Origin of the sequence: Micromonospora antibiotica (genome assembly GCF_017599305.1) — a bacterium.
Lineage (GTDB): Bacteria > Actinomycetota > Actinomycetes > Mycobacteriales > Micromonosporaceae > Micromonospora > Micromonospora antibiotica.
Map to the genome: position 1 here is coordinate 531,909 of NZ_JAGFWR010000002.1, position 21,055 is coordinate 552,963.

24 protein-coding genes are annotated in these 21,055 nt (G+C 72.9%); 12 read left to right on the forward strand and 12 right to left on the reverse strand.

Annotated features, from left to right (window positions below; all coding sequences use genetic code 11):
• Positions 1–57: 57 nt before the first annotated feature.
• The gene (locus tag JQN83_RS07300; RefSeq protein ID WP_208566263.1) at positions 58–837 is read right to left on the reverse strand and encodes a LysE family transporter; all 780 of its coding nucleotides are present in this window, start codon (positions 835–837) and stop codon (positions 58–60) included.
• A gap of 68 nt (positions 838–905) precedes the next feature.
• On the opposite strand from JQN83_RS07300, the gene JQN83_RS34065 reads away from it, so the two are divergent.
• Positions 906–1,352, forward strand: coding sequence for an Lrp/AsnC family transcriptional regulator (locus JQN83_RS34065; RefSeq protein ID WP_208566264.1), 447 nt, complete (start codon positions 906–908; stop codon positions 1,350–1,352).
• 232 nt (positions 1,353–1,584) lie between these two features.
• On the opposite strand, the gene mshC is transcribed toward JQN83_RS34065, so the two are convergent.
• The 6 genes from mshC to JQN83_RS07335 all read right to left on the reverse strand — a co-directional run bounded on the left by mshC (position 1,585) and on the right by JQN83_RS07335 (position 7,067).
• A complete protein-coding gene (gene mshC / locus JQN83_RS07310) occupies positions 1,585–2,823 on the reverse strand; it encodes a cysteine--1-D-myo-inosityl 2-amino-2-deoxy-alpha-D-glucopyranoside ligase (RefSeq protein WP_208566265.1) in 1,239 nt (412 codons plus the stop codon).
• A gap of 67 nt (positions 2,824–2,890) precedes the next feature.
• A complete protein-coding gene (locus tag JQN83_RS07315; RefSeq protein WP_208566266.1) occupies positions 2,891–3,706 on the reverse strand; it encodes an SCO1664 family protein in 816 nt (271 codons plus the stop codon).
• A complete protein-coding gene (locus JQN83_RS07320; RefSeq protein ID WP_208566267.1) occupies positions 3,703–4,281 on the reverse strand; it encodes a DUF3090 domain-containing protein in 579 nt (192 codons plus the stop codon). The genes JQN83_RS07315 and JQN83_RS07320 overlap by 4 nt, the downstream gene beginning before the upstream one ends.
• Positions 4,282–4,385: 104 nt before the next feature.
• The gene (locus JQN83_RS07325) at positions 4,386–5,090 is read right to left on the reverse strand and encodes a histidine phosphatase family protein (RefSeq protein ID WP_208566268.1); all 705 of its coding nucleotides are present in this window, start codon (positions 5,088–5,090) and stop codon (positions 4,386–4,388) included.
• A gap of 91 nt (positions 5,091–5,181) precedes the next feature.
• Positions 5,182–6,018, reverse strand: a complete 837-nt coding sequence (locus JQN83_RS07330) for an undecaprenyl-diphosphate phosphatase (RefSeq protein ID WP_208566269.1) — start codon at positions 6,016–6,018, stop codon at positions 5,182–5,184.
• Positions 6,015–7,067: an LLM class F420-dependent oxidoreductase gene (locus JQN83_RS07335; protein WP_208566270.1), complete on the reverse strand. Its 1,053-nt coding sequence runs from the start codon at positions 7,065–7,067 to the stop codon at positions 6,015–6,017. The genes JQN83_RS07330 and JQN83_RS07335 overlap by 4 nt, the downstream gene beginning before the upstream one ends.
• A 401-nt stretch (positions 7,068–7,468) precedes the next feature.
• Between JQN83_RS07335 and JQN83_RS07340 the strand changes: the two genes are divergently transcribed.
• From JQN83_RS07340 to JQN83_RS07360, 6 genes are all read left to right on the forward strand, one after another.
• On the forward strand, positions 7,469–8,440 hold the full coding sequence (locus JQN83_RS07340; protein WP_208566271.1) for an aldo/keto reductase: 972 nt from the start codon (positions 7,469–7,471) through the stop codon (positions 8,438–8,440).
• Between the two features lie 572 nt (positions 8,441–9,012).
• Positions 9,013–9,135, forward strand: coding sequence for a hypothetical protein (locus tag JQN83_RS33700; RefSeq protein WP_255470009.1), 123 nt, complete (start codon positions 9,013–9,015; stop codon positions 9,133–9,135).
• A gap of 70 nt (positions 9,136–9,205) precedes the next feature.
• Positions 9,206–10,309 (forward strand): HesA/MoeB/ThiF family protein, encoded by a 1,104-nt coding sequence (locus JQN83_RS07345; RefSeq protein ID WP_208566272.1) that lies wholly within the window; start codon positions 9,206–9,208, stop codon positions 10,307–10,309.
• The gene (locus JQN83_RS07350; RefSeq protein ID WP_208566273.1) at positions 10,306–11,514 is read left to right on the forward strand and encodes a PqqD family protein; all 1,209 of its coding nucleotides are present in this window, start codon (positions 10,306–10,308) and stop codon (positions 11,512–11,514) included. The genes JQN83_RS07345 and JQN83_RS07350 overlap by 4 nt, the downstream gene beginning before the upstream one ends.
• Positions 11,511–12,080: a thioredoxin-like domain-containing protein gene (locus JQN83_RS07355; RefSeq protein ID WP_208566274.1), complete on the forward strand. Its 570-nt coding sequence runs from the start codon at positions 11,511–11,513 to the stop codon at positions 12,078–12,080. Before JQN83_RS07350 ends, JQN83_RS07355 begins: the two co-directional genes overlap by 4 nt.
• A gap of 170 nt (positions 12,081–12,250) precedes the next feature.
• The gene (locus tag JQN83_RS07360; protein ID WP_088646215.1) at positions 12,251–12,442 is read left to right on the forward strand and encodes a DUF5703 family protein; all 192 of its coding nucleotides are present in this window, start codon (positions 12,251–12,253) and stop codon (positions 12,440–12,442) included.
• 163 nt (positions 12,443–12,605) lie between these two features.
• Here JQN83_RS07360 and JQN83_RS07365 read toward each other — a convergent pair whose 3' ends face one another.
• Positions 12,606–13,268 (reverse strand): hypothetical protein, encoded by a 663-nt coding sequence (locus JQN83_RS07365; RefSeq protein WP_208566275.1) that lies wholly within the window; start codon positions 13,266–13,268, stop codon positions 12,606–12,608.
• Between the two features lie 47 nt (positions 13,269–13,315).
• Positions 13,316–14,644 carry a M20/M25/M40 family metallo-hydrolase gene (locus JQN83_RS07370; protein WP_208566276.1) on the reverse strand — a complete coding sequence of 443 codons (1,329 nt, stop codon included), beginning with the start codon at positions 14,642–14,644 and terminating at the stop codon, positions 13,316–13,318.
• Positions 14,645–14,911: 267 nt separating this feature from the next.
• On the opposite strand from JQN83_RS07370, the gene JQN83_RS07375 reads away from it, so the two are divergent.
• From JQN83_RS07375 to JQN83_RS07385, 3 genes are all read left to right on the forward strand, one after another.
• The gene (locus tag JQN83_RS07375; protein WP_208566277.1) at positions 14,912–15,532 is read left to right on the forward strand and encodes a hemerythrin domain-containing protein; all 621 of its coding nucleotides are present in this window, start codon (positions 14,912–14,914) and stop codon (positions 15,530–15,532) included.
• 85 nt (positions 15,533–15,617) lie between these two features.
• Positions 15,618–16,616 carry a LysR family transcriptional regulator gene (locus JQN83_RS07380; RefSeq protein WP_208566278.1) on the forward strand — a complete coding sequence of 333 codons (999 nt, stop codon included), beginning with the start codon at positions 15,618–15,620 and terminating at the stop codon, positions 16,614–16,616.
• A 19-nt stretch (positions 16,617–16,635) separates the two neighbouring features.
• The gene (locus JQN83_RS07385; protein WP_208566279.1) at positions 16,636–16,872 is read left to right on the forward strand and encodes a hypothetical protein; all 237 of its coding nucleotides are present in this window, start codon (positions 16,636–16,638) and stop codon (positions 16,870–16,872) included.
• A gap of 145 nt (positions 16,873–17,017) precedes the next feature.
• Here the strand turns inward: JQN83_RS07385 and JQN83_RS07390 are convergent, their stop codons facing one another.
• Genes JQN83_RS07390 through JQN83_RS07400 form a run of 3 tightly spaced genes read right to left on the reverse strand, consistent with a single transcriptional unit; the run spans position 17,018 to position 20,092 of the window.
• Positions 17,018–17,362, reverse strand: a complete 345-nt coding sequence (locus JQN83_RS07390; protein WP_208566280.1) for a DUF3140 domain-containing protein — start codon at positions 17,360–17,362, stop codon at positions 17,018–17,020.
• A complete protein-coding gene (locus JQN83_RS07395; RefSeq protein ID WP_208566281.1) occupies positions 17,362–17,526 on the reverse strand; it encodes a hypothetical protein in 165 nt (54 codons plus the stop codon). The genes JQN83_RS07390 and JQN83_RS07395 overlap by 1 nt, the downstream gene beginning before the upstream one ends.
• Positions 17,527–17,539: 13 nt before the next feature.
• Positions 17,540–20,092: an ATP-dependent Clp protease ATP-binding subunit gene (locus JQN83_RS07400; RefSeq protein ID WP_208566282.1), complete on the reverse strand. Its 2,553-nt coding sequence runs from the start codon at positions 20,090–20,092 to the stop codon at positions 17,540–17,542.
• Positions 20,093–20,214: 122 nt separating this feature from the next.
• Between JQN83_RS07400 and JQN83_RS07405 the strand changes: the two genes are divergently transcribed.
• Complete coding sequence (locus tag JQN83_RS07405; RefSeq protein WP_208566283.1) at positions 20,215–20,592, forward strand: hypothetical protein; 378 nt, start codon at positions 20,215–20,217, stop codon at positions 20,590–20,592.
• A gap of 202 nt (positions 20,593–20,794) precedes the next feature.
• Positions 20,795–21,055 (forward strand): hypothetical protein, encoded by a 261-nt coding sequence (locus JQN83_RS07410; protein ID WP_208566284.1) that lies wholly within the window; start codon positions 20,795–20,797, stop codon positions 21,053–21,055.

Here is a 21,055-nt window from a genome sequence, read left to right on the forward strand (position 1 = left end):
CGGGCAGGGGTGGCGCGGCTCGCGGGACGGCACCGGGCGCACGGGGCCAGCCGTGCCTCAGGTGACGGCGGTGACCACGACGACGGCCGCCCCGAGCGCGACGACGATCAGGGAGGCGACCACCCCGAGCAGGTCGGCGACCCGTGCCGGGACGGTGACGCCCAGGGCCGCGCCGATCGCGGCGAGGCCGGTCTGCCACAGCAGGGAGGCCAGCCCGGCAGCGACGACGAACACCCCGGGCCCCGTCCAACTGCCCGGCACGGCGTTCACCGTCCCGGCCAGGGCGAAGAAGTACACCAGGGTCAACGGGTTGACCGCAGTGAGGAGCACGAAGCGGACGTAGACCGGTCCGGCGGCGGTCCGGGCCGGACGCTCCCCACCGCCGCCGTTCCGCCCGGCACCGGTCCGGTCCCGCAGGGCTCCACCGGTGCCGTTCCGCCAGGCCTCGCCGGTGGCGTTCCGCTCGGCTCCGGTCCCGTCCCGCCGGGCTCCGCCGGTGACGTTCCGCTCGGCTCCGGCACCGGCGGGGCGTGCCGGGGCGCGGCGCAGGGTGACCAGTTGGTGGCAGCCCAGCCCGACGATCACCAACCCGGACAGATAGCGGGGGGCGTCGCCCCACGAGGCGATCACCGGCGCGAGCGCCGCCCCGGTCAGCAGCGCGCCGAGGCAGTAGAGGGTGTCGACGGTGGCGACGCCGGAAGCGGCGGCCAGGCCACTGCGGTGGCCACGCAGCATCCCCTCCCGGACGATCAGCACCCCGATCGCCCCCAGGGGCATCGCCACACCCAGCCCGGCGGCGAACCCGGCGACCGCCAGGAACACGATTCCATCAACCATCCGCCGAGTCTGGGTCACCCCGACGGGTGCGCCCGACAAATGAGCGGTGCCGACGTACGATTGTCGGTGTGGACCGGCTTGACGAGCAGATTCTCGGCATCCTCCAGGACAATGCGAGGTGTTCGTTCAGTGAGATCGGTCGACGGGTCGGCCTGAGCACGAACGCCACCGCCGCCCGGGTCCGCCGGCTGGAAGACGACGGCGTCATCCTCGGGTACACCGTCGTCACCGGCCACGACGCGCCGGAGCTCCGCGGCGGGTTGGAGGTGTTCATCGACGTACGCCTCGACGCCGGGACCGACTACGAGACGTTCGTCGATGCCATCGCCCCGATCGAGCAGATCGTCGACGCGGTGCACATGACCGGGCCGTACGACTATCTGCTGCGGGCCCGGCTACGGGACACCGCCGCCCTGGACGCGTTGCTGCGTCGGCTCAAGAAGAGCTGCGGCGTGGTGCAGACCCAGACGCGGGTCGCGCTGCGCCAACCCGCCCCGCAACCCCGCAACCGGTGAACACCGCCCCCGGCACGACGAACCAACCACCCACGCCTGACCGGCCCCCGGGTCCCCGTACGTCGATCATGGAGTTGTGGGGCCCCGCATAAGTCGCATAAGGGGGCCCAACCCCCACCACAACTCCATGATCGACGAGCCGGCCGGGGCCACGCGGAGTCCGGCCGGGGGGCGTGCCATCGTGGTCGGGGCGGGTGGGGGTGGGGTCCGGGTGGGGTCCGGGTGGGCGGGGTTAGAGGCGGATGCCGAGGAGGGCGTCGACGGTGGTGGCGAAGAGGGCGGGGGCCTGCGGGTCGTCGGTGGTGCCGGCCAGCGCCGCATCCGCCCAGCCGTCGGCCAGGGCGAGTGCGCCAGGGGTGTCCAGGTCGGCGCCGAGGCGCTCGCGTACCCCGGCGAGGAAGGCCGCGCCGGACGGTCCGGACGGCGCGGTAGCGGCCCGCCGCCAGCGGTCCAGCCGCTCCTGCGCGGCGGTCAGCACGTCGTCGGTCCAGGCCCGGTCGGTCCGGTAGTGCCCGGACATCAGGCCGAGCCGGACGGCCATCGGATCCACCTGGTCGGCGCGCAGCCGGGAGACGAAGACCAGGTTGCCCTTGGACTTCGACATCTTCTCGCCGTCCAGGCCGATCATGCCGGCGTGCACGTAGTGGTCGGCGAAGGGGGCGGTGCCGGTGAGCCGCTCCGCGTGCGCGGCGGAACACTCGTGGTGCGGGAAGATCAGGTCGTTGCCGCCACCCTGCACGTCGAGCCGGTCACCGAGCAGGTTGAGCGCGATCACGGTGCACTCGATGTGCCAGCCGGGCCGGCCGGGGCCCAGCTCACCGCCCGGCCAGGACGGCTCGCCGTCGCGGGCGCCGCGCCACAGCAACGGGTCGAGCGGGTCGCGTTTGCCGGCCCGTTCCGGGTCGCCACCGCGCTCGGGGAAGATCTCCAGCATCTGCTCCCGGGTCAGGTTCGACTCGTAGCCGAACGCGGGGGCGGCGGCGACGTCGAAGTAGACGTCACCGGTGCCGTCGTCGAGCCGGTAGGCGGCACCGCCCTTGAGCAACTCCTGCACCCGGTCGGCGATGTCCGGGATCGACTCGACCGCGCCGACGTAGTGCGCCGGCGGGATGATCCGCAACGCCTCCATGTCCTCGCGGAACAACGCGGTCTCCCGCATCGCGAGGACCTTCCAGTCCTCCCCGTCACGCTCGGCGCGTTCCAGCAGCGGGTCGTCGATGTCGGTGACGTTCTGAACGTACCGGACGGTCAGACCGGCGTCACGCCACATCCGCTGCACCAGATCAAAGGTGATCATGGTGGCGGCGTGCCCCAGGTGGGTGGCGTCGTACGGGGTGATGCCACAGACGTACATGGTGGCCGGGCCGGCAGGGCTGCTCGGGTGGACACCACGCCGCGCCGAGTCGTACAAGCTCAGTGGCCCGCCGTCGCCCGGCAGCCGTGGCACCTCGTGTCCCGCCCAAGACTCCATGACCGTCAGCCTAACGAGCCGTCCCGCCGCCGGGCACGGTCGCCCGGGTGATCAACACGACAACGGCTCACATGGGCGGCCAGGGCATCGCCGGCCACTCCTGCGGCGGCAACGGGAAACGACCGGTGTCCCGCAACCGCCCCACCCGGGCCCCCACCTCGGCGACCTCGCCGAGGGTCAGGTGCTCCGCCAACTCCTCACCCAACTCGCCGGCAAGCTGCCCGGCGAGGGCGTCGAGCACCTGCACCGCATCCGCCGGGAGCTGGCGGCCCGCCCACCCCCACAGAACGGTCCGCAGCTTGTCCTCGACGTGGAAGCAGACCCCGTGGTCCACCCCGTAGATCCGGTCGTCGGCACCCACCAGCACGTGGCCGCCCTTACGGTCGGCGTTGTTGAGCACCGCGTCGAGCACCGCCAGCCGGGCCAACCGGGGATCGTCCGCGTGGGCCAGGGCGTACGCCGCACCGTCGTCGTCGCGGGCGGCGGCCACCGGGAACCAGCGTGGCGGCACCGCCTCGGCCGGCACGAACCCGACCAACGGATCGGCGTCGTCCGGCTCGTCGATCCACAGCTGGCACGACCCCGGCCCCAGCGGCCCGTCCCGCAGCACCGTCGGCGGGACCAGATCCCAGCCGGTGGCCCGGGAGACCAGGTAGGCGGAGACCTCCCGGCCGGCGAGGGTACCGTCGGGAAAATCCCAGAGCGGGCGCTCGCCGCGCACCGGCTTGTAGACGCAGCGGGCGGTCCGGCCGTCCAGGGTCAGGATCGCCCGCAGGGTGGTGTTGGAGGCGTCGACCAGCCGCCCCTCCAGCTCCAGTTCACCGTCGCACAGCAGCCGGAGCGCGGCGTCGGCGTCCTGACGCCGCACCTCCGACGAGGTCACCGGTGGTAGCCGTTGTGCCGGGGGCAGAGGTGCCCGGCCGGGTCGAGCGGCTGCCCGCACAGCGGGCAGGGCGGACGGCCGGCGTTGACCACCCGGCGGGCCCGTTCGATGAACTCGCGGGTCGCCTCGGGGGTCAGCCGCACCCGCAGCCGGTCGAGGTCCTCGTCCGGTTCCTCGTCGTCGTCCTCGTCGGCCTCGTCGTCGTCGCCCAACTCGACCTCGGCCTCCCCCTCACCGGCGGCGATCGCCTCGATCACCACGGTGGCGGAGTCCACGTCGAAGGCCAACCCGAGGGTGCCGACCCGGAACTCCTCGTCGACCGGGTTGTCCAACGGGTCGTTGTCACCGACGGCCACGGGCGCCTCCGGCAACTCGACACCGAACCGGCGCTGCGCCTCGGAGAGGAGCTCCTCCAGCTTTTCGGCGAGCAGGGAGACCTGCACCTTCTCCAGCGCGACGCTGACCAGCCGACCGCCACCGCGGGCCTGGAGGAAGAACGTGCGCTCCCCCGGCGGCCCGACGGTCCCGGCGACGAACCGCTCCGGCGGCTCGAAGGCGTGCACCTGGTGGGTCATACCCACGACCCTATCCGGAGCGTGGAACGGTCGCGCAAGGCACCGACGCCGAATCAGCCGAGGGCGAAACGGCGCGACCCGGGTGCGACGTCGGACGGCCCGGCTCAGCCGGCGGTCCCCGCACCCCCGCCGACGGCCGCGTCGGAGTCGGCCGGTCGGGTCGCCCGACGCCGCCGCCGGGCCGGTGGCGGCACCAGTGCGGCCAGGTCACCGCCGGTGTCGTTGAGCCGGACCAGGAACGGCCGTAGCGAGGTGTAGCGGATCGCGGTGACCGAGGCCGGGTCGGCGACGATGCGTTGGAACAGGTCCAGGTGCACCCCGAGGGCGTCGGCCACGATGGCCTTGATCACATCGCCGTGACTGCACGCCAGCCAGACCGCCTCCGGACCGTGCTCGGCGGTGACCCGGGCGTCCCACGCCCGCACCGCGGCGACCGCGCGCGCGGACATCTGCGCCATCGACTCCCCGTCGGGGAAGACGGCCGCGCTGGGATGCTGCTGCACCACCGGCCAGAGCTTCTCCTTGGCGAGCTTCTTCAACGGCTGCCCCTCCCAGGCGCCGTAGCCGCACTCGATCAGCCCCTCCTCGACCACCGGCGCGGCCTGCGGGAGCGCCAGGTCGAGGGTCTGCCGGCAGCGGATCAGCGGACTGGTGACCACCGCCGCCAACGGCAGGCCACGAAGCCGCTCGCCGACCGCGGCCGACTGGGCCCGCCCGGTGTCGTCCAGCTCGACCGGCTGCCGGCCGGCCAGCCCGCCGTCGGCGTTCGCGGTCGTCCGGCCGTGTCGCAGAAGCAGAAGGGTCGCCACGCCCCCACCCTAGGGGCAGGTGGCACGGCGACGGCCCCCGACACCGGCTGGTGGTGTCGGGGGCCGTCGGGTCCGTCGGGCCGGCGTCGGGTCAGGTGGCGCTGATCGTGCCGGTGAGCAGCAGCGCCAGTACCAGGGTGCCGAGCGCCACCCGGTAGAGGACGAAGACGTAGAGGGTGTGGTGCGCCACATAGCGCAGCAGCCAGGCGATGGCCGCGTAGCCGATGCCGAAGGCGATGATCGTGGCGACCACCATCTGCGCCACCGAGGGCACCGAGGTGCCCGGCGCGGCCGGCTCGAAGACGTCCCCGACGCTGAAGATGCCGGACATCACCACCGCCGGGATGGCCAGCAGGAACGAGTACCGGGCGGCGGCCTCCCGGGTCAGGTTGAGCAGCAGGCCGGCGGTGAGCGTGCCGCCGGAGCGGGACACCCCGGGGACCAGCGCCATGGCCTGGGCGAAGCCCATCACGATGCCGTCGCGCATCCGGAAGTTCGCCAGGGTACGGGTCTGCCGGCCCCAGTACTCGGCGAAGGCCAGCACGAAGGCGAAGACGATCAACGTGGTGGAGACCACCCACAGGTTGCGCCCGGCGGTGCGGATCTGGTCCTTGAACAGGAAGCCGAACAGCCCGATCGGGATCGAGCCGACGATCACGTACCAGCCCATCCGGTAGTCGAGGCTGGAGCGGACCGAGGTGTCCCGGATGCCGACCAGCCAGGTCCGGGTGATCCGCCAGATGTCCTTGGCGAAGTAGATGAGCACGGCCGCCTCGGTGCCCAGCTGGGTCACCGCGGTGAAGGACGCGCCCGCGTCCCGGTCGAAGAAGATCGCCGAGGTGATCCGCAGATGCCCCGACGAACTCACCGGAAGAAACTCGGTGAGCCCCTGGACGATGCCCAGGACGATGGCCTCGACCCAGGTCACTCGCCGACTCCCGAGAGGTCGAGGGCCTCGGCGACGGTACGCAGGGTCTGCACGCCGCTGTCCCGGTCGGCCACGAACAGGGTGACCGACAGGGTGGTCACCCCGGCGGCCGCGTACTCCCGCATCCGCTCGGCGATGCGTTCCTTCGGGCCGAGCAGCGAGGTGCGGTCGATGAACTCCATCGGCACCGCCGCCGCCGCGTCCCGCTGCTGCCGGGCCAGGTAGAGATCCTGGACCTGCCGGGCGGCGTCGCCGTAGCCCATCCGGGTGGCCAGCTGGTTGTAGAAGTTCTGCTGCCGGCTGCCCATCCCGCCGACGTAGAGGGCGGCGTACCAGCGGACCAGCTCGGCGCAGGAGGCCACGTCGTCGCCGACCACCACCGGCACCGACGGCACCACGTCGAAGCCGGCCAGCTCCCTGCCCGCCTTCGCCCGTCCGGCCCGCACCGAGGCGAGCTGCTCCTCGGCGAACTCGGGGGCGTAGAAGACCGCCAGCCAGCCGTCGGCGATCTCACCGGCCAGTTCCAGGTTCTTGGGGCCGACGGCGGCCAGGTAGATCGGGATGTGCTCGCGTGGCGGGTGGAAACCCAGCCGCAGCGCCTTGCCGGGGCCGTCGGGTAGCGGCAGCGTGTAGTGCTCACCGGCGTAGGCGACCTCCTTGCGGGCCACCGCCAGCTTCACGATGTCGACGTACTCGCGGGTGCGGGCGAGCGGCTTGGCGAACCGGACGCCGTGCCAGCCCTCGGAGACCTGCGGGCCGGAGACGCCCAGGCCGAGCCGGAACCGGCCGCCGGAGAGGGCGTCGATGGTCGCCGCGGTCATCGCGGTCATCGCCGGGGTACGGGCGGGGATCTGCATCACCGCGCTACCCACGTCGATCCGCTGGGTCTGGCCGGCCATCCAGGCCAGCATGCTCGGGGAGTCCGAACCGTACGCCTCCGCCGCCCACACCACCGAGTAGCCGAGGCGGTCCGCTTCCTGGGCGAGCGCCAGGTGGTCCGCCGGCGTGCTCCACGCTGTCTGATATCCGAGGCTGAGCCCGAGTCGCACTGATCCTCCCCATCCCGCACCACAGGTCGCATCAGGTTACGCAATGCCATGGGTCCCGCCGGAGACCGGCTCACCCCCGGGCACCGCGTCCGCCGACACCGGCGGGCCGAGCCGGTCGGGCCGAGCCGGTCGCGGGTACGCCGACGTCGGCCGGTGCGGGACGGGCGGTGACGGCCGGGCGGTCGGGTCGGCCGGGCGGTCGGGTCGGCCGGGTGGCGACGGGCGGCCCACGTCGGACGGGCACGGCGGGTGGGTGGGGTCGACAACCAGCGACCGGATCGGCGCATCGGGTGCACAACGCGACACCGGGGGCGGCGGTGACGGTCGGATCGGCGACCCGACAGGCAGAGATGCCGGGAGCAAGGATATCGGTTGCGCCGGGTTCGAAATAAGGTTCACCCATGCAACAGCGACCGCTCGGCCGAAGCGGGCTGGCGGTTTCCCGGCTCGCGCTCGGCACCATGACCTGGGGCCGGGACACCGACGCCGACGACGCGGCGGCCCAGCTGAAGAGTTTCCTCGACGCGGGCGGCAACCTGGTCGACACCGCCGACGTGTTCGCCGACGGGGACGCCGAGTCGGTGCTCGGCTCGCTGCTGGGCACCCTGGTCCCCCGCGAGGACGTGCTGATCGCCACCAAGGCGGGTCTGCGGCCGGGCAGCGGCCGACGGCGCGACGGCTCCCGGGGGCACCTGCTGCGGACGCTGGACGGCTCGCTGCGCCGGCTCGGCACCGACCACGTCGACCTGTGGCAGGTGCACGGCTACGACCCGGACACCCCGCTGGAGGAGACCCTCGCCGCGTTGGACCACGCGGTGGCTTCCGGCCGGGTCCGCTACGTCGGGGTGTCGAACTTCTCCGGCTGGCAGACCGCGCGCGCCGCCGCCTGGCAGGCCGCCTGGCCGGGGCGGGCCCCGGTGGTCGCCACCCAGATGGAGTACTCACTGCTGGAGCGGGGGGTGGAGCGGGAGGTGCTGCCGGCCTGCGCCGCGCTGGGCCTGGGCGTGCTGCCGTGGTCGCCGCTGGGGCGGGGGGTGCTGACCGGCAAGTACCGCAACGGCCGCCCGGCGGACTCCCGGGCCGCCTCGGCGCACTTCGAGCCGTTCGTCGCCACCTACCTGGAGCCGCGCTGCTCCAGCATCGTCGAGGCGGTGAGCATCGCCGCGGGCGGGCTGGGCGTGTCGCCGCTGGAGGTGGCGCTGGCCTGGATCCGGGACCGGCCGGGGGTGACCGCGCCGATCCTCGGTGCCCGCACGGTCGGCCAGCTGCTCGGCGCGTTGCAGGTGGAACGGATGACCCTGCCGGAGGAGATCACCACGGCCCTGGACGACGTGTCCGCCGTGCCGGCCGGCTACCCGGAACGCGAGGGCTGACCCGCCCGTACCGGAGCGGGCGCTGACCCGGACCGTCCCGGTGCCGGAACGCAGAAGGCTGACCCCGGCCCGCTACCGGACGCCGGTGGGGCCGTCGCCGTGCCCCGACGGTGTCGGCCCGTGCTCGCCCGCCCACGCGAGGCGGTGCCGGAGGTGACCCTGCTGCCGCCCGGCCGGTCGGTTGCCGTGCCCGCAGCGGGCCGACGGTGTGGCAGTCGGGCCGCAGCACGCCCCGGCGGCGACCCCGCACAAGGTAGCGGAACGCCCCAAAAGCGCACCGGAGCGCGTCAATTCCGCCGATCATCCTTTACCAACTGTCACACCCCCATAATTCGATCCACCCGCTGGTGTGTGTTCCGCCCGAATAGGCGGGCTTCGACGCCCCTGGCGCGCTTTTGGCCCAGCTCTTTTTCGTCCGTTTTCCGGTGGCCCTGCCCGAAAAGGGATTACCCCCCTCGCGGGCCACCTGATCCGGCTGCCGAAAACATTGTGGCGAACCAATGGCGGTGCTCTAATGATTGCGGCGCGAGCGACCCCCGCCGCGCCGTTTCTCCCATTTCGTTGGAGGACCCGTGGACCGTAAGACCGACGTCAAGCGCAAGCCCGCCAAGGTCGTCGTGCGCAAGCTCGAGCGGCTCGAGACCACCGTCGCCATCATCAGCGAGCCGGGCTGCCGCAACGACGTCTGCGGCTGACCCACCCCGTTTCGGCCGGGGCGCGGCGTGCCGCGCCCCGGCCGGCCATCTTCCAGGAGGTCTTCGCCCGATGCAGCGGCCCCGGATCAAGGGCATCCACAAGCCGGTACGGCTCCGCCCGACCCTGATCAACATCGGTGGTCGGCAGCTGGGGATCGGCGCGGAGATCGACGACGAGGACGGCAGCCTCTGGGCGCTGCTCGGTCTGATGGACGGCACCCGCACCCGGGCCGAGATCGTCGCGGCGCTGCTCGCCGGGCACCCGGAGATGACGGCCGACGAGGCGACCGACGCGCTGGAGACGATCATCGACGCCGGGTACGTGGAGGACGCCGCCGCGCCGCCCCCGCCCGAGCTGAGCCCAGCGGAGATCGACCGCTACGACCGGGCGTTCACCTACCACGCCTGGGTGGATCTCACCCCGCGTACCTCCCGCTACGAGGTGCAGGCCCGGCTCAAGGCGGGCCGGGTGGTGGTGCTGGGGCTCGGCGGCTCCGGTTCGGCGGTGGCCGCCTCGCTGGTGGCCGCCGGGGTGGGCACGGTGCACTGCGTCGACTTCGACGTGGTCGAGACGGGCAACCTGACCCGGCAACTGCTCTACACCGAGGACGACATCGGCGCCGCCAAGGTGGACACCGCGGTGGCCCGGCTGCGCCTGATGAACTCCCACGTCACGGTGACCGGCGAGGAGGCCCGGGTCGACTCGACGGCGGACGTGGCGGCGTTGATGCGCGACCGCGACCTGCTGGTGCTCTGCGCCGACCAGCCCCGGCACGCCATCCGGGAGTGGACCAACCGGGCCGCCCTGGCCACCGGCACCCCCTGGATGCTCGCCCAGTACGCCGGCCCGATGGCGGTGATCGGTCTCTTCGTGCCCGGTCAGACCTGCTGCGAGGCGTGCCTGCCGAGCGTCACCGACCGGCTGCGTGAGGAGCACGGCACCGAGCCGGAGGAGCTGTTCGGATTCACCGGGCACGCGGTGATCGCCCCCACCGCCAACCTGACCGGGCACCTGGCCGCCCTCGACGTCGTCTACCACCTCGCCGGCATCCCGACGACCACCCGGGGCCGGATGTTCCACCTGAGCCTGACCGACCTGACCTACCACTACGTGGTCAATCCCCGGCCCGGCGTGAAGTGCGACACCTGCGGCTGGTTCCAGGAGGAACGGTGACCGTGCTCGGGTTGGACAGCCACCCTCCGGTGACCCACCTGGTGGTCCGCCAGGAGGAGGACGACGAGTACGTCGTCGGCGACCTGGCCAGCGGAAACTTCGTGGTGGTGCCCGAGGTGGGGGCGCGGCTGGTGGCGTTGTTCGCCGCCGGCCGGACCGTCGCCGAGGCCGCCGACGAGGTGGAACGCGAGACCGGTGAACCGGTCGACGCGTTGGACTTCGTCGAGGTGCTGGTCGAGGCGGGCATCATCCGGGTGCAGGAGGGGCCGCCGCCGGCGCCGGCCCGACCCTGGTCGGTGTCGCGCATCCCGGCCCGGCTGGTCCGGCCGTTGTTCGGCCGGGTGGCCTGGACGATCTACGTCGGCGCGTTGCTGGCCACCCTGGCGATGTTCGTCGCCGAGCCGTCGCTGCTGCCCACCTACGAGGACACCTTCATCTTTCCCGACGTGGTGCTCAGCCTGCTGATCACCAATGTCACGGTGGCCCTGCTCACGGTGGTGCACGAGGCGTGGCACGCGTTCGCCGGGGCGGCCGTCGGCGTACGGTCGCAGCTGCGGTTGGAACGCCGGGGGATCTTCCCGGTGCTGGAGACCGACCTGACCGGGCTCTGGGCGTTGCCGCCGGAACGCCGCTACGGCCCGTTCCTCGCCGGTATGGCCATCGACGGGATCCTGCTGTTCGCCGCCGTCGCCCCACGGTTCGCCTGGTCGCGGGGCTGGCTGGAACTGCCGCCGGGGATGGTGCGGTTCCTCGCCATGGTGGTGTTCAGTCAGGCCGTCAAGCTGGCCTTCCAGACGCTTGCCTATCTGCGCACCGACATGTACCTGGTGATGGCCACCGCGACCGGCTGCCGCAACCTGCACGAGGTGACCCGGCTCAGCGTCAAGAAATGGATTCGCCGGTTGACCCCCGCCGAACGCGCCGTGCTGCGTGACGCACACGCCCGGGATCTGCGGGTGTCCCGCTGGTACCGATTGTTGTATGTCGCCGGAGTAATCTGGATGGTCTGGTTCGCCATCCATTTTCTGCTACCGGGGGCGAAAGTGACCCTGGGGTGGGCCGCCGGGGTGCTGACCGGCGCACCGTTCGGCAGTGCCTACTGGTGGGAGGGAATTGCGCTGGCGGCTTTCGCCTCGCTCAACATTCTGCTTCCACTCGGGGTGATCGTGCGTAATCGTTACCGCGCCGGAAGGTTGGCCACGTGAACCGCAGATGGCTCGGCCCGGTGGTCAGCGTGGTGGTCACCGTGCTCAGTGTGGCGACCATGTCCAGCCTCGGGGTGGGGGTGTTGATCAACCTGGTCGGCGGGGAGGCGGCGCTGCCCTGCGACCGGTTGCCCGGCACCGCGCAACCGTTCGAGGGCGACCGGCACATCGCGTACGAGGGTGCGCCGCACGAGCCGTACCGGACGCTCCCGCCGACGTCGGGGCCGCACTCGCCCCGGGTGGTGGTGCCGGGCATCTACCGCGACGCGGTGCCGGAGGAACTCCAGGTGCACGCGCTGGAACACGGCCACGTGCTGGTGCAGTACGCCCCGGACGTCCCGCCCGGCGACGTCGAGAAGCTGGAGCGGCTCGGCCGCCGGCATCCCCGTGACGTGGTGGTGGCCCCCTACCCACCGCTGGGTCACGGCATCGGGTTGACCGGCTGGCAGCGGCTGGACCGGCTGGACACCCTCGACGAGCGGGCGGTCGAGGAGTTCATCGAGCGGATCGCCGGCCGCTACGACCATTCCTGGCAGCACGGGGCGACCGACTGTGTGTCGGGTTGACGGGTGGGGCTGAGCGCAGCAGGGCGACCTGACGGTCCGGGCGGCCGACGGGCGGACCTGGCGGGCCGGGTCGACGGGGGCCGGGCCGACCGGGGGGTCGCCCCCGGTGGTGGCGCGGCGCACCGCCCGGGGGGTGGCGCCCGGCCGCCGGGCTGGGCAGCATGGATGGCATGGACTACGAATACGCGCCGTTGCGGTTGCCGCCGAACGTCGACCGGTTGACCGCTGCGGCGCAGCTGGCCATCCAGGCCGAGTTCTCCGGCTGGGAGCTGGCCCGGGTGCAACTGTTCCGCGACGGCACCCGCAAGGTGGTGCTGCGTCGCCGCCGGGTCAACCAGCCGCAGCCGGGCCTGTCCTACTGACCACCGGCACGACGCTGACCACCGCCACCGCCACCGGCAGAGGCCACCGGCACCCGGCAGTGGCCACCGGCACCGAGGGCTGGCCGTCGGCACCGACGCGGCGGGTGCTGAGGGACACCGTGCCGGCCCGGGTCAGGTGAGCCCGGGCCGGCACGCGCGGCACCTAGTGCTGGTGCCCGGCGTGGTCGTGGTCGTCCTCGTCGAGGAACGGGTGCTCGTCGAGCCGGCCCACCAGCCGGTCGTCGGCGGCCGGGGAGAACGGGCCCACCGGGTCGTCGTCGTCGAACGACTCCAGGTCGACCGGGGTGCCCACCTCGCTGACCATCACCACGCCGTCCAGCGGCTCCAGCTCCGGCACGTCCAGGGCGGACAGCGATCCGTCGCCGCTCTGCAACAGCTCCAGCACCGCCTCGCCGACCCCCTCGACCGGCGCCGGCTCGTCGTCCTCGGGGGTGCCCTCCCGGCGGGCCACCTCGGCGACCCGCAGCAGCGCCGAGACGCTGGGCACCCGGTAGTCGCGGCGCTGCCGCACCGAAATGACCTGGGGGTGCGGATCGGTAGCCTCGGCGCCCTCGGCCGCGCCGCCGAAGCGCTCGTCGGCCTCGTCCGGGTCGATCGACTCCACGTCCCAGGGGGTGACCTCGCCGAACGCGTCGAGCAGCTGCTCGTCGTAGGCGAAGGAGGCGTTGTTCAACGCCACGTACGCCTGCCACACGTCGTCGTCGTCGATCCGCCCCTGGGCGGCACGCACGGCCGTCAGGTGGGCGCGGGCCGCGTCGATCACGCGCTCCAGGGCGGCGTCCAGCTCACCGTGCTGGTCGGTCATGAGGCAGTCCCTTCAACAAATGGGGGAAGGTGCGGCACCGGTGCTGCTCAGCAGTTGCGGAGGAACCGGTCGAGCACCCGCACGCCGAACTGTAGTCCGTCCACCGGTACCCGCTCGTCGATGCCGTGGAACAACGCCGAGAAGTTGAGGTCCGCCGGCAACCGCAGCGGGGCGAAACCGAAGCAGCGCATCCCGAGCTGCGCGAACGCCTTGGCGTCGGTGCCACCGGAGAGCATGTACGGCACCGGCCGCGCCCCCGGGTCCTCGGCGCGCAGGGCGGCCGACATCGCCTCGACCAGGTCCCCGTCGAAGGTGGTCTCCAGGGCCGGCTGCCGCTGGATGTACTCGATCTCGATGTCCGGGCCGACCAGCTCGCGCAGCTGCCGTTCCAGCAGCTCCGACTGGCCGGGCAGGCTGCGGCAGTCAATGGTGGCGGTGGCCCGGCCGGGGATGACGTTGTCCTTGTAGCCGGCGGCGAGCCGGGTCGGGTTGGCGGTGCTGCGGATGGTCGCCCCGATGATGTTGGCGATCGGGCCGAGCTTGGCGATGGCGGTCTCCGGGTCGTCCGGGTCCAGCTCGACGCCGAGCACGTCGGACAGTTCCGCCAGGAAGGCCCGGACGGTCGGGGTGACGGTGATCGGGAAGCGGTGCCGGCCGATCCGGGCGACCGCCTCGGCCAGCGCGGTGACCGCGTTGTCGTCGTGGACGAACGAGCCGTGCCCGGGGCGGCCCTTGGCGTGCAACCGCATCCAGTCCAGCCCCTTCTCGGCCGTCTCGATCAGATAGAGCCGCTGGGCGTCGCTGATCGAGTAGGAGAAGCCGCCGACCTCGCCGACCGCCTCGGTGCAGCCGTCGAAGAGGTCCCGGTGCTGCTGGACGAGGAAGTGCGCGCCGTAGTCGCTGCCCGCCTCCTCGTCGGCGGTGTAGGCCAGCACGATGTCGCGGGGCGGACGGACACCGGTGCGCTGCCAGTGGCGTACCACCGCCAGGACCATCGCGTCGAAGTCCTTCATGTCGATCGCGCCCCGGCCCCACAGGTAGCCGTCGCGGATCTCCCCGGAGAACGGGTGCACCGACCACTCGTCGGCGTCGGCGGGCACCACGTCCAGGTGCCCGTGCACCAGCAGGGCGTCCCGGCTCGGGTCGACGCCGGGGATGCGGGCGACCAGGTTGGCCCGGCCCGGCGCGGACTCGTGGATCTCGGCGGCCACGCCGACCTCGGCGAGCTTCTCCGCGACGTACTCGACGGCCCGGCGCTCCCCCGCACTGGTGGCGTTGTCACCGGTGTTGGTGGTGTCGATGCGCAGCAGGTCACGGCAGAGGTCGACGACCTCGACGGTGGGATCGGGCGGGGCGGAGGCGGCATCGCTCGTCATCGCCTCTTTCTACCAGTCGCCGGTCCCGCCGCGAACGGCCCGGCCGGCTCTGGCACGTCCCGCCCCGCCGACCGCACCGGGACCACCCGCCGGCCGGGCCGGCCGGCGCCGCCGGGCCCGGACGGCAGCGCCGGACGACCTGGGCCGGGGTGCCCGCACCGGCCGCCGGGGTTTGCCGGTCACCGGGTACGGGTACCGGCGCTGGCGTCCCCGTTTCGCCCGTCGCACCGGCCGGCGACCCGTGCCGGCCCCGTCGAGGAGGGCGTCATGTCCGCCGTTCCCCTGCCCCCGCTGCCCCCGGCCGCCGACGACGCCTACCGCCCCGGTGGGCGGAGCATGGCCGATCTCGCCGACACCGAGCACCGGCAACTGCTCGACCTCGTCGAGCAGGTCACCGACCCCACCCTGGCGGTCGAGCGTCGGCGGGAGGTGCTCCAGGTGCTCACCGCCACGGTGTCGCGGCACCTGTCGGCGGAGGAGCAGTACCTGCTGCCCAGCGCCCGTGCCGCGCTGCCCGACGCCGGTGCCCGGGTGGACCGCGAGATCGCGGCGGACGCGGCGCTGCTCACCGTGCTGAAGGCCTTGCGCGGCCCGGACGACCCGACGCTCGCCGACGTGGTGGTCCAGATCCGGCGGCACGTCACCGCGGTCGGCGCGCTGATCGTCCCGCTGCGCGAGGTGGCCACCGACGCCGAGCTGATCCGGTTGGGCAACCGGTGGGAGATCGCCGAAGAGGCGGCCCCGACCCGCCCGCATCCGGGCACCCCGGCCACCCCGCCGTGGAACCGGATCGTCGAGCCGGCCGTCGGAGTGGTGGACAAGCTCCGCGACGCGGTGACCGGCCGGCGTACCCAGCTGAGCGACCTCACCCGCCGCGCGCGGCGGTGACCGGTCGACTCCGATCCGTTCAGCTCGGCCAGCCGGTTGCGTTCAGGGCCTTCCGTCTATCGACGAGTGGCCATACCGTCACCATATGAATCTGGAGCTGCGCCACCTGCGGGTGGTCTGCGCGATCGCCGAGACGGGCAGCGTGACCAAGGCCGCGTCCGCCCTCGGCCTGGCCCAGCCGGCCCTGACCGCCCAGCTTCAGCGCATCGAGCGGACGCTGGGCGGTCCGTTGTTCGAACGGGACCGCCGGGGGGCCCGGCCGACCGCCCTGGGAGAGTTGGTGCTGTCCCGGGCCCGGGTGCTGCTGCCGGCGATGAAGGGCCTACAGGACGAGGCGGCCCGGCTGGCCGGCGCCGACGACGCCCTCGGCCGGTACCGCTTCGGCGGGGTGAACAGTCCCATCCTGGGCCGGCTGGTGCACCGGCTCGCCGCCGAGCAGCCGCACGCCCAGATCACCACCTACGCGTCGTGGTCGGCCGACGAGCTGGCCGCCCTCGTCGCCGGTGGCCGGCTCGACTTCGCACTGACCGGGATCTGCGGCGATGCCACCCCACCGGCGGAGTTCGGCCTGACCTGGCAGGAGGTGGCGGTCGACCCGGTGCTGGTGCTGCTGCCCGCCGGCCACCCGACGGCCGGCCAGGACGAGGTCGGTCTGGCCGAACTGCGCCACGAGCAGTGGGTGGCCGCCCCGGGCGACGGCTGCTTCGGCGACTGCTTCGCCGCCGCGTGCGCCCGCGCCGGGTTCACCCCCCGCAAGGTGTACGAGACCGACGTGCGCGGCTGCATGGACCTGGTCGACGCAGGGGAGGCGGTGGCGTTGTGCCAGGCCACCTTCCGTCCGGTCGCCGGGCTGGTGACCCGTCGGCTCGCGGGCATCCCGCTGCGCTGGCGGCTGCTGCTCGGCTGGCACCCCGAATCCCCGGCGGCCCGGGTCGCCGAGGCGGTGCTGGAGGACGCGGTGGCCGCGTACACCGATTCGTTGGCCGCGCATCCCGACTACCTGGCCTGGTTGCTGCGGCATCCCGAGTTCGGGGCCCGGGACACCGGCACGGCCCGCCCGGCCGGGCGGGTGCGAACGGCGTGACGACGGGTATCAGCCCTGCATGACCGATCTCTATCCGGCCGCCGACCAGCGGGAACTGCTGCGCCGGGCGGCCACCGCGCACACCGCTGCCGCCCGCGACGTCGAGACGTTCCTGCGTCGCCTGCCCGAGGTGCCCGACCCGGCCGACATCACCGAGTACGCGACGCTGCTCACCCGGGAGGAGCAGACCCGGGCCGAGCGGCAGGACGCCGCCGACGCCGCCGGCCTGCAACTGCCCAGCCTCGGGTCCGAGTAGCCCACCGACGAGCGGGCACCCGGGACGGCGTCCCGGGTGCCCGCGCCATCGTCGACCAGCCTTCGGAGCCGCCCGGCCCCGCCGGACCGGTCCGCCCGCCGAACCGGGTCGGCATCCGAACCGGGTCGGCGGGCGACGGTCCCGGTCAGCGTTCGACGAGGACGTCGTGGCCCAGGTCGAGCAGGGCGTACCGCCACTCGTCGTCGACGTCGCCGGGCTTCTCGTCCACCAACGACCGGATCCGGTCGACCGCCGTCCGCATCACCGCCACGTCGGCCGGGGTGAGGTCGACCTTGCGCTTGCGCAGCACGGCCAGGATCTGCCGGCCGGGCTCGGGCAGGTCGAGATCCGGGTCGGGGCCGAACGCCTCCTCCCCCGACCCGCGGGTCAGCAGCCACTGCCGCAGCTGCTCGGAGGGGACGTTCACCTCGGCGTGGAAGTCCTCCCAGAGCACCTCCACCTCGGGGTCGAGTCGCTGTTCGCGTGCCATCACGCCTCCTCTTCCGGTGCCCCGGGTGGTGCCGGGTCCCCGTCGTCGGTCCACTGCTTGAGTCCCTCCGGCGGCACCTGGACCCGCCCCGGGTTCGCCGTCGGGGCCGCGAGGATGGGTGGGGTCTGCTCGGCGTACTCCTCGGTCTCCTCGGGTTCGGTCATCTCCGCCCTCCGGTCATCGGGGATGCGAGGTGGTGGCGGGCGCGTAGTCGCGGTCGCCGGCGGACACGTCGAAGGTGAGCTGCCCGTCCCGCGCGTCGACGGTGACCTTCTGCCCTGGTGAGAGCTGGTTCTCCAGCAGCATCCGGGACAGCCGGTTGTCCACCTCCCGCTGGATCACCCGGCGCAGCGGGCGGGCCCCGAACTCCGGCTGGTAGCCGTGCTCGGCCAGCCAGTCGGTGCCGGCCGCCGTGACGTCGACCTGGATGTCCTGGGCGTGCAGCCGACGCCGGGTCTCCTCCAGCAGCAGGCCGGTGATCTGGCGTAGCTGCTCGGCCTCCAGCCGCTGGAAGATGATCGTCTCGTCGATCCGGTTGAGGAACTCCGGCCGGAAGTTCTCCTGGAGCCGGCGCATCAGCCGCTCCCGCAGCTCGTCGGCCTCCTGCTGGTCGCCCTGCGCGCCGACCCCGAACCCGACCGTACGCTGGGCACCGGTGATCAGCTCCGAACCCAGGTTGCTCGTCATGATCAGTACGGTGTTCTTGAAGTTGACCGTGCGGCCCTGGCTGTCGGTGAGCCGCCCGTCGTCGAGCACCTGGAGCAGGATGTTGAACACGTCCGGGTGGGCCTTCTCGATCTCGTCGAGCAGTACCACCGCGTACGGGCGGCGGCGTACCGCCTCGGTGAGCTGACCGGCCTCCTCGTAGCCGACGTAGCCGGGGGGCGCACCGACCAGCCGGGCCACGGTGTGCCGTTCCTGGAACTCGCTCATGTCCACCCGGACCATCCGGTCGGCCTCCCCGAACAGCGCCTCGGCCAGGGCGCGGGCCAGTTCGGTCTTGCCGACGCCGGTCGGGCCGAGGAACAGGAAGCTGCCCATCGGCCGGTTCGGGTCGGCCAGCCCGGTACGCGAGCGGCGGACCGCCTCGGCGATCGCGGTGACCGCGTCGTCCTGGCCGATCACCTTCTGGTGCAGGTGCCCCTCCAGGCGCAGCAGCCGGTCGCGTTCCTCCTCGGTGAGTTGGCTGATCGGGATGCCGGTGGAGCGGGAGACCACCTCGGCGATCTCCGTGGTGTCGACCGACGGGACCTGACTGTCCCCGCCGTCGCCCCGGGCCCGCCCGATCTGCGCCTCCACCTCGGCGATGCGGTCCCGCAGGGCGGACGCCTTCTCGTACTGCTCGTCGGCGACGGCTTGTTCCTTGTCCCGGCGCACGTCCTCCAGTTGCTGCTCCAACTCCCGCACGTCCGAGGCGGGGGTCCGGGTGCGCAGCCGTACCCGCGCACCGGCCTGGTCGATCAGGTCGATCGCCTTGTCCGGCAGGAACCGGTCGGTGACGTACCGGTCGGACAGTTCGGCGGCGGCGACCAGCGCCTCGTCGGTGAACCGGACCTGGTGGTGGGCCTCGTAGCGGTCCCGCAGGCCGCGCAGGATGGCCACGGTGTCCTCGACGTCGGGCTCGGGCACCAGCACCGGTTGGAACCGGCGGGCCAGGGCGGCGTCCTTCTCGATGCTGCGCCGGTACTCGTCGAGCGTGGTCGCCCCGATCACCCGCAGCTCGCCGCGGGCCAGGGCCGGCTTGAGCATGTTGGAGGCGTCCATGCCGCCCTCGCTGCCGGCGCCGCCCGCGCCGACCAGGGTGTGGATCTCGTCCAGAAAGATGATCAACTCGTCCCGGTGGGCCCGGATCTCGTCGATCACCTTCTTGAGCCGCTCCTCGAAGTCGCCCCGGTAGCGGGTGCCGGCGACCAGGCCGGCCAGGTCGAGCTGGACGACCCGCTTGCCGAGCAGGGTCTGTGGCACGTCGCCGTCGCAGATCCGCTCGGCCAGTCCCTCCACGATGGCGGTCTTGCCGACGCCGGCCTCACCGATGAGCACCGGGTTGTTCTTGGTGCGCCGGGACAGGATCTCGACGGCCTGTTCGATCTCGTCGGCGCGGCCGATCACCGGGTCGATCTGGTCGTTGCGGGCCAGGTCGGTGAGGTCCTGGCCGTACTGGTCGAGGGTGGGGGTGCCCCGGTCGGGTTTCGGGCCGGCCATCGGGCCGCGTTCGGCGCCGGCCGCCTGGAGCGACTCGGGCTGGATCCGGCCGGCGGCGAGCATCCGACCGGCGGGCGACTCGGGGTTGAGCGGCAACGCCATCAGGATGTGTTCGGGGCCGATGTAGTTCGCCCCCATCGCCCGGGACAGCTGGTGGGCGTCGAGCAACGCCCGTTTCGCCGCCGGGGTGAGGGAGAGGTTGGGTGGCACCTCGCCGCCCGGGGCGCCGTCGGCGCGGCCACCGAGCGCGTTGACCAGGGTGTCCGGGTCGGCACCGGCGCGGCGGACCAGGTCGCGCAGCGGGTCACGCTGCAACGCCGCCCAGAGCAGGTGGTCGGTGTCCAGGTCGGTGCTGTGCTTCTGGGCGGCCCGGCGGGCCGCGTCGGCCAGCATCTCCCGGGCGTCGGCGGTCATCAGCCGGGTGATGTCGACCCGATGGGCCGGCCGGCGTCCGCCCTCACCCCGGCCGAAGTACCGGGCCAGGAACTCGTCCCACGGGTCGGAGCCGAAGTCACCGGGTCCCATCATGTCTGTCCTCCGCTCCTCGGGCGCGGCAGGGTCGCCGAGGGCGACACGTAGGCGCGACACGATCGCCGGTGGCTACCCGACGGTCGCCCCGACAAACGCCCGCAGGTGGCAGGGTGGGGGGCATGGACACCAACCCGCTGCTGATCGTCGACGGTGCGAACGTGGTCGGCTCCCGACCGGACGGCTGGTGGCACGACCGGGCCGGCGCGGCGGCCCGGCTGCGCGACCGGCTGGTCCCGGTGGCCGACGCCGGCGTACCCCCGGAGCTGCCCGCGCCCGTCGAGGTGGTGCTGGTGGTGGAGGGCGCGGCCCGCGACGTGCCGGGAGTGGCGGGGGTGCGCACCGTCGCGGCCCCCGGCTCGGGCGACGACACCATCGTCGACCTGGTCCGGGACGCGCCGGACCGGCGTCGGCTGGTGGTCACCGCCGACCGGGAGCTGCGCGGCCGGGTGGGTGAGCTGGGCGCCGAGGTGTACGGCCCCCGCTGGTTGCCCTCCTGATCCGGGGCGGTCCGGGGTCCGGGACCACCCCCGCCCAGTCCCGCCGACGGGATCAGGCGTCTCGCTTGCGGGACCCCGCGACGGCTTTCCCGCACGTCAGGGCGGTAACCGGACACCCGGGCAGCAACACCGACAGGGCGGATGTTCTCTCCCCGTCGGGGATACGTTGTAATGGAGATCTCCCCGCCCCCAGGAGGTCACCGTGGCGAGCGTCGCCGAGCTGAAGGCCGCGATCGACATCGCCCTCCAACAGATCGGTGACGGGCAGAGCGCCGTGCAGGCCGCCGGGGAGAAACTCTCCGAGGCGCAGCAGACCCTCGCCGGGGCGTTGGAGGGCAGCGGGCACGAGACCGTCGAGGCGGCCCAGGCCTCCCTCACCCAGGCCGGCCAGGAGCTGGAGGAATGTCTCGCCGCGACACTCGTCGCGGTGGAACAGGCACAGCTCTACGTGTCGTCGTTGTAG